The following is a 15066-nucleotide window of genomic DNA, read 5'->3' as shown; positions in this document are numbered from 1 at the left end:
GATTATTTCTCCTGTTGCTCCGGTTTCCAAGTTCTTAATCCCCAGATGACAAATCCAATGATAAAGAATGCACTTGGTGCAAGTAGGAATAAACCGTTTGCTTGGTACCAACCACCATTTTGAATAGTTTCAAGAATAGTTATACCGAATAATTTACCTGAACCGATAAGTTCACGGAAGAACGCAACAATGATGAGCATTGCGCCATAACCCAAACCGTTACCAATACCGTCCACGAAACTTTCAAGTGGAGGTGATTTCATTGCGAAAGCCTCTGCACGACCCATTACGATACAGTTTGTAATAATCAAGCCAACGAATACTGAAAGCTGCTTGGACAAACCGTAAGCATAAGCTTTTAATATTTGGTCAACGACAATTACCAATGAAGCAATAATCGCAAGTTGTACGATAATACGAATACTGTTAGGAATATAGTGACGGATTAAGGAAACAAAGAAGTTTGATAACCCTGTTACTAAAGTTACCGCAATAGCCATAACAAATGCAGTTTCTAATTTCGTTGTTACCGCTAATGCAGAACAGATCCCAAGGATTTGCAACGCAATCGGGTTGTTTTTAGCAATAGGAGCTAACAACAGATCTTTTAAATTTGTTTTTCCAGACATTAGTTCGCTCCTGCATGAAGTTTTTCAAGATATTTACTAAAGCCATTTTCACTGAACCAGTAGTCAAAAGTACCCTGAACGCCATTACCTGTTAAGGTTGCGCCAGACAAGCCATCAATACTATGCTCATCTTTTGGTGCTTGACCTTTCACGATGCGAACAGCCGGTTGGTGTTGTTCATTGAACAATTTTTTACCTTTAAACAAACCTGCCCAATTTGGGTTTTCAATCTCACCACCTAACCCCGGCGTTTCACCATGCTGATAATAAGTGATCCCATTAATTGTATTGCCATCCGGTTGAACAGAGACTAATCCATACATGACAGACCATAACCCTGTACCATAAACAGGTAAAATCACTTGCTGAGTTTGACCTTGTTCATCTTTCACAAGATAAATTTCTGCCGTTTTCCCACGAGTGCGGATTCTCGCCTTATCTTGTTCGGCAGGAATCGCTTCTTGAGAATCATCAGACTCTTGAACATAATCACCTGTTGCTAAATCAACAAAACGTGGTTCAATAAATTTTGCATAGGTTTCTTTTACATTTGTTTTTTCCTGTAAAAGGCCTGCAACATTTAGGATATTTTTTTGTTTATCAAGTAATTTCTGCTCTTCTTGTGCCGGTTTTAACATCACTGCGGAACCCGCAACAATAATGGAGCAAACTAAACTTAGTAGCAACACAACAAAAATCGTGCCGCCTACACTGTCTTTATTAAACTTAGCCATTTGTTCTTGCTCTCCGACGTTTGATATTTGCTTGAACAACGATGTAGTCAAAAATTGGCGCAAACAAGTTTGCAAACAGAATTGCTAACATCATTCCTTCCGGATAAGCCGGGTTTACAGTACGAATTAATACAGCCATGACACCGATCAACGCACCATACCACCATTTACCGGTATTGGTGAATGAAGCTGAAACAGGATCCGTTGCCATAAACACCATTCCCAATGCAAAACCACCTAAAACAAGGTGCCAGTGCCAAGGCATTGAGAACATATGATTCGTTTCAGAACCAATTAGGTTAAATAATGTTGAAGTTGCAATCATACCAATCATCACCCCAGCGATAATACGCCATGAGGCAATACGGGTGAACACAATAATTGCACCGCCGATTAAAATGGCTAAAGTTGATACCTCACCCATTGAGCCCGGGATATTACCAATAAATGCATCCATCCAAGAGATTGGCTGACCGGTTACAGTATGCTGTAACGCACCTTGACCTGCTTGTGACCATTGTGAAAGTGCAGTTGCACCGGAGAAACCATCTGCCGCAGTCCATACCGTATCACCGGAAATTTGTGCCGGATAGGCAAAGAACAAGAAGGCACGACCTGCAAGAGCCGGGTTCATAAAGTTACGCCCTACACCACCAAAGATTTCTTTTGCTACAACGATACCAAAACTGATACCCAGTGCGACTTGCCATAATGGTAAAGTTGGCGGAACAATTAAGGCGAAAAGAATTGTAGATACAAACATCCCTTCATTGACTTCGTGGCCACGAACTACTGAGAATAATAATTCCCAAATAGTACAAACTGTGAATACCACTAAGTAAATTGGCAAAAAGAAAATTGCACCCAAGGCCATTTTACTGCCCCAACCTGCGTTTAATGTTAGATCTAACCCTAAACCGTTAGCCAGTGCATAGTGCCAATCATTTGCAATTAATTGTTCTAAATTGCCTAATTGATTTAATGCGGGAATCGCTTGGTTACCCACATTGTACATACCATAGAAAATCGCTGGAAATAATGCGAGGAACACGGTGATCATCATACGTTTTGAATCTAACGCATCACGCACGTGGGTGTTTTTGTGCGTCACGGTACCCGGTGTATAAAGCAAGGTATAAATCGATTCAAAGATCGGATAAAGCTTGCTGTATTTACCACCAGGTAAAAACGCGGGTTCCATTTTTTCTAAAAGATTTTTTAAACCCATTTCTAACCTTCCTTCTCAATCTTTTCTAAAGCTTGGCGCAAGATTGAGCCATATTCATATTTGCCTGGACAAACGAATGAACAAAGCGCTAAATCTTCCTCATCCAACTCTAAACAACCTAATGCTTGAGCACTATCGGTATCACCGGCGATTAAATCGCGTAGCAGTAAGGTTGGTAAAATATCCAACGGCATCACACGCTCATAGTTACCGATTGGCACCATCGCACGCTCACCACCATTTTCAGCGGTAGTGAAATTGAATAGTTTCTTACCAAAATGACCCAACACGGTACGGGTAATCGAATATTTATTTGCTTGCGGAGTAATCCAGCCAAAGAATTCTTTATTGTTTCCCTCAGCAATCACAGAAACTTGTAATGCATAACGACCTAGGTAGTCATGTACACCTTTCGCCGTATTACCACAAAGTACAGAACCGGAAATAACTCGGTTTTCACCCGCACTTAGCTCATTTTCAGTTAATTGAGAAAGATTTGCACCAATCACCGTACGAATTAAACGAGGGGCTTTCACTTGCGGACCGGCAAGAGAAATAACGCGATCAACATAAAGTTCACCGGTTGTGAATAATTTACCAACGGCAATCACATCTTGATAATTGATGTGCCACACGGTTTTATGTATACCAACAGGATCGATAAAGTGAATGTGAGTGCCCACTAAACCCGCCGGATGAACGCCACCAAAATCATGAATCTGAAGATTTGATAAATCCACAGTCGGAATATTGGTATCGCCGGCTTTACATAGATGTAATGGTTTGCTTGGGAATAAACGGCTTAATACAGTCAAACCATGGATAAAATCTTGCCCATGCTCTTTTAACACGACTTCAGGGTTCGCCGCCAATGGATTAGTATCCATTGCATTCACAAAGATAGAAGAAGGTTCGCTTTCAAGTGTAGGAACTTTGCTAAAAGGACGCGTACGTAATGCCGTCCATAAACCCGATTCCACAAGGTTTTGTTTTACTTGTTCAGAAGAAAGGGTATTAAGCTCATCCGCATTGTACTTCGCAAAAGTGATTTGTTCATCACCTTCCACACGAATTACCACAGACTGTAATACACGTTTTTCGCCACGATTAATCGCAGTGATAGTACCGCTTGTTGGGGCTGTAAAAACCACACCGGGATTTTTTTTGTCTTCAAAAAGTACTTGACCTTTCTTGACAACATCACCTTCGCGCACCTTCATAGAAGGACGCATCCCCACATACTCCTCACCAAGAATCGCAACTTGATTCACAACATTACCGTTGTGGATTACTTGTGCCGGTTTTCCTGCAATAGGAAGATCCAAGCCTTTTTTAATTGTAATCATACTATTTGCACTACTTTTCAAGGTTAAAAATACGATTGCAAATAACTAAAATTAAATGCAATCTCGTGTTTGAGCGTGACAGAAAATGCTAAAAAACCAAAGCATTCATAACTGACACATAATTAAAAAAACTCAAATTTGTTTAATTTTTAGGCAAGTAAATAAAATCACTACTCAGCCTAAATTTGAAAATATAAAATTTAAACGCCCCATTCTAGCGAAAATCCGTTTTTCATTCCACCTTAAGGCCTACTTTTTGTGAAAAATTTGTGAACTTTTTCCAATATACATATAAATGGTTACAACATATAAAAAGAATAAACTTATAATCCACTGCCCCTACAATTTGGTGATGTTGGAAATACTTCGCCAAGACTCTTCCATTCCTCTTTCGTGTAAAGATGTAGAGCCAATGCGTGAATCCCATTTTGTAAATCATCGGCAAATAATTGATAGACTTTTTGATGACGCTGTACTTTGCGTATACCATCAAATACATCACTCACAATGACGAGTTTGAAATGAGAATCCGCACCACGACCGGAGCTATGCATATGACTTTCATTTTCTACCGTTGCAAAGTGCGGTTGAAATTCAGCGTGAATTTTTGCTAGTAATTCTTGTTGTTTTGACATCCCGAATACTCCAATAAAATTTTGTGGAAAAGCTATACATCAGTCATTAAGTTTGCAAGAATAACACAGTTCAATTCAATTAATTGAGGAAATTATGAAACTAACAAATAAAATCAAAACATTATCCGTTATTAGTCTTGCATCAACGACACTTTTCCTTGCCGGTTGCCAAGCCCAATCCAATACACTCACCTTTACGCCGTCAGCCCCAAATGCATCTTTGAATATTAATCAATCCGCCGTTGTATATGTCACAACAAAAGATGCTCGTGCACAGCAAGATATTTCTCGTTACACAAAAAATGGAGAGTTAATAAAGCTCAACGCTTCACCCAGCGTGACGCAATTATTCCAACAAGTCATGCAACAAAACTTAGTCAGTAAGGGGTTTCGCATTGGGCAATCAAATAATGCTAATGCCGGTGTAACCGTTGAAATCAAAGAATTTTTCACTCATGTTGAACAAGGTAATTTACGCTATAACCTCACCGGAAAAATTCAAGTGACCGTTTATGTTCAAGGTGCGACTGGAAGCTATAATAAAGCCTTTAATGCGACACGTTCTCAATCCGGTGTCTTCAACGCAAATAATGACGAGATCCAAAAGGTGCTAGGTGAGACTTTCAATGACATTGTCAATAATATTTATCAAGATCAAGAAATTGCTTCAGCAATTAACCAATATACCCGCTAATTATTAATTGGGGCATGATGCCCCATTTTGACCGATAAAAACTTGACGAATACCTCTTTCAAGCGTAACATTCGCCCGATTTTTTAACGAGAAGGACACACACTTTGGACAGTCATAGTCGATACCGAATATCACTTTAGTCTCCCGCCTCATGTCAATATGACTATCGGCGAGAGTTCGTCGGTAGGTCTACCACTTTCGGCATCTTTAAACCAAACGAAAATACCGAAATTTTTAACCGCACTTTATTCGTTTGACATTCTTGTATGTTCACGGTTAGCTGTTCATAATCCTAAAAGGAGTATGAAATGATCAACGCTTTTGCTATCAATGATTCCCGTTTAGTTCGCATTGATGAAGATCAAGCCAATCTCAGTAACGCAATTTGGCTTGATTTACTTGAACCAACGGGCGAAGAGCGTGAAATGCTTCAAGAAAGCCTGGGACAGAGCCTTGCCTCTTTCCTTGAATTAGAAAACATCGAAGCATCCGCACGTTTTTTTGAAGATGAAGATGGCTTACATCTCCACTCATTCTTTTATTGTGAAGATGAAAACAACTATGCAGATTTAGCCAGCGTCGCATTTACAATCCGTGACGGGCGTTTATTTACCTTACGTGATAGGGAACTTCCCGCGTTCCGTTTATATCGTATGCGTTCTCGCAACCAGCGTTTGTTAGAATGTAATTCGTATGAAGTACTACTTGATCTCTTTGAAACTAAAATCGAACAACTTGCGGATGTGATTGAAAATGTTTATGCCGATTTAGAAGCGCTAAGTCGTGTTATTTTAAACGGCAAACAGGACGAGGCTTTTGATGAAGCCCTAAACACCCTAACCGAACAAGAAGATACCAGCTCTAAAGTCCGTTTGTGTTTGATGGATACTCAACGTGCACTCGGTTTTTTGGTACGCAAAACCCGTTTGCCCGCAAACCAGCTGGAACAGGCACGAGAAATCCTACGAGACATTGAATCTCTACAACCGCACAACGAATCACTGTTCCAAAAAGTGAATTTTCTCATGCAAGCGGCAATGGGTTATATCAATATTGAGCAGAATAAAATTATGAAATTTTTCTCGGTCGTATCCGTTATGTTCCTACCGGCAACGCTAGTTGCATCCACTTATGGAATGAACTTTGAATTTATGCCGGAGTTGCATTTCAAATACGGCTACCCAATGGCTATCGGCTTAATGATTGCCGCCGCACTCACCCCTTACATTTATTTCAGACGAAAAGGATGGCTATAATGGAATTATCCCAAACTGCATTATTTATTGGTTCAATTATCAATTTTTATGCCCTTGTATTAATTTTACGAACATGGTTGCAATTTGCTCGAGTGGATTACTATAACCCCCTTTCTCAATTTGCAGTCAAAGCAACAGAACCGATACTTAAACTGGTCCGAAAACTTGCCCCAACGATCAAAAATATTGATACCTCGGCTCTTTTCGTCATTTTTCTTCTTGGAGCACTAAAATCCGTGCTCCACTTTGGTTTAGCCGTGGATGTGATGTTAATTTTAGGTATATTAAGTATCTTCAAAGCAATAGGTGTCGCCATCTTTTACGTCCTCTTCATTAGTGCAATCTCAAGTTGGTTTAACCAAGGCAACAACCCTATTTTTTATGCACTTTATCAGTTGACAGAACCGTTACTCAGCCCCATAAGAAAAATTCTACCGACAATCGGCATGATTGATTTTTCACCGATGGTGATCGTATTTATCCTACTCTTTATCAATAATTTACTATTCGATCTTTTACAAGGAATTTGGGCTATAGCCGGATAGACACAAATAAAAAAACGGTAGAACTTAATCTACCGTTTTTTTATATTACAATCTGATTAACAAATTGTTGTACCTTCCTCGGTTCCTAGCACGACATTACGTAATGCACCCGATTTACACATATTAAACACACGAATCGGCATACCGTGATCCCGTGCTAGTGTAAATGCCGCCAAATCCATTACCTGCAATTCTTTATCAATCACTTCCGCATAAGAAAGATTGTGATACAACTTCGCTTCCGGATTTTTCGCAGGATCACAATCATATACCCCATCCACTTTTGTTGCTTTTAACACAACATCCGCTTCAATTTCAATACCACGTAAACAAGCTGCTGAATCAGTCGTGAAAAATGGGCTACCTGTTCCTGCCGAGAAAATCACCACACGTTTTTCTCTCAACATCTTAATCGCCTCAGACCAATTATAAGTATCGCAAATACCGTTTAATTGGAAAGACGACATCAACTTCGCATTCACATCTGCACGATGTAACGCATCACGCATCGCTAATCCATTCATCACGGTAGCAAGCATTCCCATATGATCGCCCACGACACGATTCATACCGGCTTTGGCTAGTTTCGCACCACGAAACAAGTTTCCACCGCCTAATACCACACCAACTTCTACGCCCATTTCGACTAATTCTTTGATCTCCAACGCCATACGATCAAGAATGGAAGGATCAATACCAAATCCTTCATCACCCTGTAATGCTTCACCACTTAATTTCAATAAAATACGTTTGTAAATTGGTTGGCTCATTGTCTTTTCCTTTTTGGCTTAAAAAAATTGACTTATTTTATAGAATAACGAAACAAGAGTGAAGAAGTTAAAGATGGAAATTCTGATTGAAAGATGGATAATAAGCAGCATTACTATGCTTAATAAAGAAAATATGAACGTACAAAAAATACAACCAATTTTAACCGCACTTTTTGTTTTTTCCTGTGCCACTCTCGCTGGCTATTTGATGTTGATCGGTTCCGGAATGTTTCCCAAACCAAGTATTGGAATCATCTTTCTCACGAGTGCGACTATTTTATTATTAAGCTGCAGCAAAAAAGCATTTTACTTTATTATGTTGCCTCTTGCTTTTATTCATGCACTTTACACGCCAACAGGACTAAATTTTGGTGCGCCGAGCTACCAATATATCGCTTCTGTTTTCTCCACGGATCTCTTGGAAACCAAAGAATTTCTATTACAAATTCCCCTTAGTAGCTACTTTATCGCCCTCAGCATTCCTATTTTAGTGTTGATACAATACAAAAGTGCGGTCAAATTTAACATCAAATTTTATCGAAATAAAACCTTTATCGTATTAACTACTTTACTCTTTACATATCATCTCCCGCTGTCAGAGCCAATAAAAGAAACCCTCAGTGCCACATTAAATGTTTATGACGAAATGAAGAAATTAAAACAAATGTCACTGTCAGCTAAATGGGGGGAATCAACACTAGAACATTCTCGCTATGATGATTATGTGATAGTGCTTGGAGAAAGTGCACGCAAAGACTATCACCATGCTTACGGATACCCTATTAACAATACGCCATTTATGTCTAGTGCCAAAGGCACTCTAATTGATGGCTTCCGGTCTGCCGGTACCAACACTGTTTCCTCTTTACGTTTAATGCTCACTCTACCAAACAAAGAAAAATGGGAACCAAACTATGAATTAAGTTTAGTTGATTTGGTCAAATCAGCCGGTATCAAAACTTATTGGCTATCAAATCAAGGGTTATTAGGGGAGTTCGATACCCCCGTTTCCTCTCTCGCCTCAAAAGCTGATGAAACATTTTTTCTCAAAAAAGGGGGGAGCTTTAATTCAACTAACTACAGTGATTTTGATTTATTGCCCAAATTATCTCAAGTATTAGCAGATCCAATACAAGGTAAACGTTTCATTGTATTACATATTTACGGATCTCACCCACTTGCCTGCGATCGTGTGGAAGACTATCCGAAAATATTTAAAGATGAAAACATTGAACCTAACCATACCTACTTAAACTGCTATATTTCTTCCATCAAAAAAACTGATGATTTTCTAAAACAAGTTTATGAACAGCTTCAAGAAAATGAACACAAAAATCACCGTGCTTTCTCAATGATCTATCTCTCCGATCACGGACTATGCCACCAACAAGATGAAAAACACAATATATTGTTTAATCAAAACTGTTTTAGTCGTCAGCACCACGATGTTCCCCTCTTTAAAATTTCCTCTGATGACATTGAACGCAAAGAATATAAAGTGTTTAAATCGGGACTAAATTTTTTAGAAGGCATCGCAAATTGGATGGGAATTAAAAACTCAAAACTCACTGATGAAGAAAATTTATTTTCCAATGAAGATGATAAAGATGACTCAGGCTTACAAAAACGTATTGATGAAAAGTACCGTAAAGATGCAGATCCGGCGATTGATATTCGCCCTCGACAGTATAAATAACAAAAAAGCCGATAATAACTATCGGCTTTATATTCAAAAACAGAAAAATTAAGCGTTACCACCAGTGATTTTCGCTACTTCTGCTGCGAAATCTTCTTCTACTTTTTCAATACCTTCGCCTACTTCTAAACGAATGAAATTAGTCACTTTGGTATTGACAGATTTTAAGTAGTCGCCTACTGAAACTGAAGGATCCATAACAAATGCTTGACCCGTTAAAGAAACCTCTCCGGTGAATTTCTTCATACGACCTTCAACCATTTTTTCTGCGATTTCTTTTGGTTTACCTGAATTGATTGCTATATCAATTTGAATTTGACGCTCATGCTCAACTACTTCGGCTGATACATCCTCCGGGTTTACAAATTCAGGTTTAGATGCGGCAACATGCATTGCTACTTTTTTCAATTCTTCAGCTGAACCTTCACCTGACACTAATACACCAATTTTCGCACCATGTAAGTATTGTGCAATCACGTCACCCTCAAGGTAAGCAACACGACGAATTGTCATATTCTCACCAATTTTTGCCACTAATGCCGCACGTTTTTCTTCAAATTGTGCTTGTAGTTGCTCAATAGTGGTACCTTTATTCGCTGCTGCGTAATCAGCTACTTCATTCGCTAAACCTAAGAAACCGGCATCTTTTGCCACGAAGTCTGTTTCGCAGTTCATTTCAACCAACACACCGAAACCGGCTTGAACACGTGCAATAATAACACCTTCAGCGGCGACACGACCTGCTTTTTTCGCTGCTTTTGCTTGACCGGATTTACGCATATTGTCAATTGCTAACTCAATATCACCGTTAGCTTCAACTAATGCTTTTTTACATTCCATCATACCTGCACCGGTACGTTCACGAAGTTCTTTAACTAATGCTGCTGTAATTTCAGCCATTTTTCCAATCCTCTGTCTGAAAGTGCGGTTATTTTTCACCACATTTTTTAGATAAAAATACAGGGGCAATTTTCGCCCCTGTGCCAATTAATCGTTTTGATTAATAAGGGCTACGCCTTATTTTAATACCCTGAATTATTCAGCATCCGCCGCCGCTAATTCTTCTGCTACTGCAGTCTCGTTACCACGACCTTCTTTTACCGCTGCTGCTGCTGCAGTAACATAAAGTTGAATTGCACGAGTCGCATCATCATTACCAGGAATAACAAAATCTACGCCGGCAGGAGTAGAGTTTGTATCAACGATAGCAAATACAGGGATACCAAGATTATTCGCTTCTTTTACAGCAATATGTTCATGATCTGCGCCGATAACGAACAATGCATCCGGTAAACCAGCCATATCTTTAATACCGCCAAGGCTTAATTCAAGTTTCTCCATCTCACGGGTACGCATTAACGCTTCTTTTTTGGTTAATTTGTCGAAAGTACCGTCTTGAGATTGAGTTTCTAAATCTTTTAAACGTTTAATTGATTGACGAACGGTTTTCCAGTTAGTCAACATACCACCTAACCAACGGTGATTAACATAATATTGTTGACAGTCTAATGCTGCAGCTTGAACTGCCTCTGATGCCGCACGTTTTGTACCAACGAATAAAATTTTACCGTTATTGCTTGCAATACGCGTTAATTCAGCCAATGCTTCGTTAAACAAAGGTAAAGTTTTTTCAAGATTGATGATGTGAACACCGTTACGAGCACCAAAAATGAAAGGTTTCATTTGTGGATTCCAGTAACGAGTTTGGTGTCCGAAGTGTACGCCCGCGTTGATCATATCGCGCATTGAAACTTGTGCCATAATATTTTCCTTTTTATTGGGGTTGAGCCTCCACATATCAGCTCATCGACCGTTTGGCACCCCGATGAAGCCTTAGCGATATGTGTGTGTTATTTAAATTTACTCTTTTTTAACAGCAAAAGAGCGGTGCGTTTTATATCATAAAGCGCACTGAAATTCCAGTTTATTTTTGACAATTTTCCGAAGATATTCGCTGTAATGTATGCAAGGTTTCCATAGCCAGTGCAGCCTGTTCATAGGGGACAAAAATATGATCATGGAAATTACCTGCCACCACATTACAACTGATTTCCGCCTCGCCTAAGGCTTTAGCAAAGGCGGCGGTCAGACCAACAGCCGCTAAATCGGAATGGACCGTCAGCGTAATCCAAGCGGCCTTAAATTGCACATCAAGGTGATAATCTTTCGCCGTTTTTTCCGTCACCACGACTGACAAGCCTTCTTTCTCTCGAATAGTCGCAATCAGGGCGGCAGAGGGCAAATTTTGCTCCAGTTTTAGTGTTGCAAAATAGTAAGCCCCCTCATTGAGTTCAGGTTTCATTGATGATAATAATACATTAAGATGACGAATTGGGGTTGTCATAGTTTTTCCTCTTTCTTTTTCACTTTTACAAATAACAGCACAGGACGATGCTCTAAATCTCTAAATTCCGAATGCCATTCCGGTTGTTCGGCAAGCATAGGTTCAGCCATTTGTTCAATTTGAAAACCGGCTTCAATTAAATGATTGATAATGGTTGCCATGGTACGGTGATAGGTTTTAAAAGTTTGCTTAAACCAGTTTCGATCACGCTCTCCTTCATCACGGTAATAATTTAAGCGATAGGCTACCTGTTGTTTATTTTCATCTTTTTCCCAGCGTTCTCCCACTTTATGGCAAGTTGTGATGGGGTGCTCTTGTGAAAATACTAATGTACCTTTTGGTTTTAATTTTGCATGAATTGCCGCCAATAACGCCGGAAAATCCTGCACATAATGAAAAGCAAAAGAACTACTGATAACATCAAAATTTTCATCAGGTAAATCTGCGAGGTTTTCCATCGCTAACTGATGTAAGGAAAAACGCCCGTGAAATTGACCGCACTTTTCTAGCTCTATTTGCGCTTGTTTTAACATATTGGCGGATAAATCAACGCCCACAACAGTACGAGCCCCCTGTTCCAGATAAAGCTGTAAATGCCCACCTGTACCACAACCAAGATCAAGTAACTTTTTACCTTGAAGCTCAGGCAAAAGGGAAAGCATTGTCGGTTTTTCCACAATTTCATTCAGACTAATCGGGTTAGCACGAAGTTTTTGATAAAGCTTAAAGAAGTTCTCCGTATCGTAAACACTGGTTTTATTTTTCATATGATTCCTGTCATAAAATTTAAAAGGGCGTATGACATACATACGCCCCTTGGAATAAGATGGGGATAACATTATCCCATAAAACTCGCAAACCAGCCTAAATTAGCACCAACTTGTGCCACAATGTTCAATATGCCAAAGAGGATAACAAAACCAATCATAAAATTACCGCCATAAACTTTATAATCGGCATTCGGGAATTTTTGACGGCTCGCCTTCGCAAGCAATGCCGGCACGATGGCCGCCCAAATGGTTGCCGCTAAACCTGCATAACCAATAGCGACGACAAAACCATAAGGAAACTGAAGGCTTAAAAGTAGAGGCGGTAAAAATGTCACCAACGTCGTTTTTGTTCTGCCCATCAGACTATCATCAAATTTAAATAAATCCGCAATATAGTCGAATAATCCCAACGTCACGCCAAGGAAAGAACTGGCAATTGCCATATAAGCAAAGAAATTCAAAATGACCGCAATATAATCCGTTTCAATATATTTACGTAGTGCTTCTAGCAATGCTGAAACATCTCCGCCTTTTTCAATCACCGGCGCAAATTCCGCACGGGGTAAATTGCCTTGAATCGCAAGCTGCCACAAGATATAGATAATGAGCGCCAAGCCGGTACCGGTAAAAATAGCTTTCATCACACGATTGCCATCACGGTGGTAATATTTGACCAAACTTGGGACATTGCCGTGGAAACCAAAGGAAACTAAACACACAGGAAGTGCGGTCAATAAATAAGGTAAATATTGTTGCTCACCTTGTGCAATAGTATTCAACAAAACTTCCGTTTTTACTGATCCCAACAAACCTGCTGTGGAAAGAAAAAAGGCTATCACCATTCCACCAATTAATATCGTGGTAAAACGATCGACTGCTTTGGTTGAAAGCCATACAAATGCTCCTAAGACGATACAGAAGATTAATGAACCGAAAGTACGTCCAATTTCAACCGCACTTTCAGGGGAACTCAACAGTTGATTTAATAAATTTTGCGTAATGCCACCACCTGAGGTGATATAGGCGTAAGTTAAAATATAAAGCACAAATGCAACGGACAAACCATTAATCGCATTCCAACCTTTGCCAAGTAAGTCTTTGACAATTGTGTCGAAACTTGAACCGGTGGGATAATGCAAATTGGCTTCTAAAATCATTAAGCCGGATGTTGTCATACAAAACCATGTATAAACCAGTGCAATAATCGAACCGATAAACCATACGCCCGCAGTTGATGTAGGATTCGCCAACATACCGGCACCAATTGCGGTGCCGGCAATGATCATCGCACCGCCCAATAATGAAGGGGATTTTTGTTGTTTCATAAATGATTCCTTGAAGTGAGTTTTGCACTATTATAGTAGTACAATTTCAAAACTCAATTGTTTTTTATTAGACAATTTAAGTGAGCTTTCCTTATAATTCCACTATCTCTAACCCTTGTTCTCTCAATAGGAATCTCAAATGAAAAAATACATCAAATCTTTTGCCTTTGCTTCTGTCGCGGCTTTTATGCTCAATGCCTGTGCAGATTCAGCCTCAATCAATCAGCAAGCGGCCTCCAGTTATGCACAAGAAATGGGGAAAATTCGCACTCAAGGTGCAGTGGATACCACTTCTCAAACAGCAAAACGGATTCACCAAATTTTCAACAAAATGGTACCTTACGCCAATAAAGAAAATCAAACCGGTCAACCCTTTAACTGGCAAATCACGGTTATTAAGTCTAAAGAATTAAATGCGTGGGCAATGCCGGGTGGAAAAATGGCGTTTTATACGGGATTAGTGGATTCATTAAAACTCAATGATGATGAAATTGCGACCGTCATGGGACATGAAATGGCGCATGCCCTGAAAGAACACGGTAAAGCGAAAGCGAACTTTGGAATGGCCACAGGCATTGCCGCTCAAATTGGGCATATTGCCCTTTCCACTGTTGTGGGATCAGATTTAAGTGGAATCGCGATTAGCTTAACGAAAGATTTTGCATTAGATAAACCTTATTCACGTAGTGCTGAAACCGAAGCAGATGAAGTGGGTTTATTGCTTATGGCAAAATCAGGCTTTAATCCGCAATTTGCCCCAGGGTTATGGGATAAAATGAAAAAAGCTTCCGGTGGTTCAAAAGGGGCATTAGATGCCTTGGCATCGACCCATCCAACAGATGAAGACCGTCAAGAAAACTTACGCCGTTTACTCCCTGAGGCGATGAAACTTTACGAAGCCTCAAAAAAATAAAAAACGTTCAGTATTATGTAGCAAACACACAAAAATAGAAATGTTAACAGAACCTAGGGACACACTGCGTGTGTCCGTTATAAAGAATAAATTATTTCAATACGTTACAAACAGACACACGCAGTGTGTCCCTACAAGAGAGCAAAAAAAACAAAACCGCACTTTCGTTTCCAAAAGTGCG

At 39.7% G+C, this 15066-nt stretch carries 16 protein-coding genes; 5 read left to right on the top strand and 11 right to left on the bottom strand.

All coding sequences use genetic code 11. The features are described from left to right. Window positions 1–2: 2 nt before the first annotated feature. From E4T92_RS01565 to E4T92_RS01545, 5 genes are all read right to left on the bottom strand, one after another. Window positions 3–629, bottom strand: coding sequence for an NADH:ubiquinone reductase (Na(+)-transporting) subunit D (locus E4T92_RS01565; protein ID WP_018356312.1), 627 nt, complete (start codon window positions 627–629; stop codon window positions 3–5). Next, window positions 629–1363 (bottom strand): Na(+)-translocating NADH-quinone reductase subunit C, encoded by a 735-nt coding sequence (locus tag E4T92_RS01560; RefSeq protein WP_077541587.1) that lies wholly within the window; start codon window positions 1361–1363, stop codon window positions 629–631. Before E4T92_RS01560 ends, E4T92_RS01565 begins: the two co-directional genes overlap by 1 nt. Then, window positions 1356–2591, bottom strand: coding sequence for an NADH:ubiquinone reductase (Na(+)-transporting) subunit B (locus E4T92_RS01555; protein WP_135093156.1), 1236 nt, complete (start codon window positions 2589–2591; stop codon window positions 1356–1358). Before E4T92_RS01555 ends, E4T92_RS01560 begins: the two co-directional genes overlap by 8 nt. Before the next feature lie 2 nt (window positions 2592–2593). Next, a complete protein-coding gene (locus tag E4T92_RS01550) occupies window positions 2594–3937 on the bottom strand; it encodes a Na(+)-translocating NADH-quinone reductase subunit A (RefSeq protein WP_135093155.1) in 1344 nt (447 codons plus the stop codon). A gap of 323 nt (window positions 3938–4260) precedes the next feature. Next, on the bottom strand, window positions 4261–4572 hold the full coding sequence (locus E4T92_RS01545) for a BolA/IbaG family iron-sulfur metabolism protein (protein WP_135093154.1): 312 nt from the start codon (window positions 4570–4572) through the stop codon (window positions 4261–4263). Between the two features lie 94 nt (window positions 4573–4666). Between E4T92_RS01545 and E4T92_RS01540 the strand changes: the two genes are divergently transcribed. From E4T92_RS01540 to E4T92_RS01530, 3 genes are all read left to right on the top strand, one after another. Further along, a complete protein-coding gene (locus E4T92_RS01540; RefSeq protein ID WP_135093153.1) occupies window positions 4667–5266 on the top strand; it encodes a YajG family lipoprotein in 600 nt (199 codons plus the stop codon). A 308-nt stretch (window positions 5267–5574) separates the two neighbouring features. Beyond that, window positions 5575–6522, top strand: a complete 948-nt coding sequence (gene corA, locus E4T92_RS01535; protein ID WP_135093152.1) for a magnesium/cobalt transporter CorA — start codon at window positions 5575–5577, stop codon at window positions 6520–6522. Next, window positions 6522–7067: a YggT family protein gene (locus tag E4T92_RS01530; RefSeq protein WP_135093151.1), complete on the top strand. Its 546-nt coding sequence runs from the start codon at window positions 6522–6524 to the stop codon at window positions 7065–7067. The genes corA and E4T92_RS01530 overlap by 1 nt, the downstream gene beginning before the upstream one ends. Before the next feature lie 56 nt (window positions 7068–7123). Here the strand turns inward: E4T92_RS01530 and pyrH are convergent, their stop codons facing one another. After that, window positions 7124–7837: a UMP kinase gene (pyrH, locus tag E4T92_RS01525; protein ID WP_135093150.1), complete on the bottom strand. Its 714-nt coding sequence runs from the start codon at window positions 7835–7837 to the stop codon at window positions 7124–7126. Window positions 7838–7970: 133 nt separating this feature from the next. On the opposite strand from pyrH, the gene E4T92_RS01520 reads away from it, so the two are divergent. Next, a complete protein-coding gene (locus E4T92_RS01520) occupies window positions 7971–9533 on the top strand; it encodes a sulfatase-like hydrolase/transferase (RefSeq protein WP_135093247.1) in 1563 nt (520 codons plus the stop codon). 48 nt (window positions 9534–9581) lie between these two features. On the opposite strand, the gene tsf is transcribed toward E4T92_RS01520, so the two are convergent. The 5 genes from tsf to mtr all read right to left on the bottom strand — a co-directional run bounded on the left by tsf (window position 9582) and on the right by mtr (window position 13972). Next, window positions 9582–10433 (bottom strand): translation elongation factor Ts, encoded by an 852-nt coding sequence (gene tsf / locus E4T92_RS01515; protein WP_135093149.1) that lies wholly within the window; start codon window positions 10431–10433, stop codon window positions 9582–9584. A 135-nt stretch (window positions 10434–10568) separates the two neighbouring features. Beyond that, complete coding sequence (rpsB, locus tag E4T92_RS01510; protein ID WP_077541568.1) at window positions 10569–11294, bottom strand: 30S ribosomal protein S2; 726 nt, start codon at window positions 11292–11294, stop codon at window positions 10569–10571. Window positions 11295–11457: 163 nt separating this feature from the next. Continuing rightward, window positions 11458–11877, bottom strand: coding sequence for an ACT domain-containing protein (locus E4T92_RS01505; protein ID WP_135093148.1), 420 nt, complete (start codon window positions 11875–11877; stop codon window positions 11458–11460). Next, window positions 11874–12644, bottom strand: a complete 771-nt coding sequence (locus E4T92_RS01500) for a class I SAM-dependent methyltransferase (RefSeq protein WP_135093147.1) — start codon at window positions 12642–12644, stop codon at window positions 11874–11876. Before E4T92_RS01500 ends, E4T92_RS01505 begins: the two co-directional genes overlap by 4 nt. A gap of 71 nt (window positions 12645–12715) precedes the next feature. Then, window positions 12716–13972, bottom strand: a complete 1257-nt coding sequence (gene mtr, locus E4T92_RS01495) for a tryptophan permease (RefSeq protein WP_135093146.1) — start codon at window positions 13970–13972, stop codon at window positions 12716–12718. 139 nt (window positions 13973–14111) lie between these two features. Here mtr and E4T92_RS01490 point away from each other — a divergent pair, with 139 nt between their 5' ends. Beyond that, window positions 14112–14885, top strand: a complete 774-nt coding sequence (locus tag E4T92_RS01490) for a M48 family metallopeptidase (protein WP_135093145.1) — start codon at window positions 14112–14114, stop codon at window positions 14883–14885. Window positions 14886–15066: the final 181 nt, after the last annotated feature.

Source organism: Pasteurella sp. WM03, from assembly GCF_004570945.1.
GTDB lineage: Bacteria > Pseudomonadota > Gammaproteobacteria > Enterobacterales > Pasteurellaceae > Rodentibacter.
This window is presented reverse-complemented; position numbering and strand designations above follow the sequence as displayed.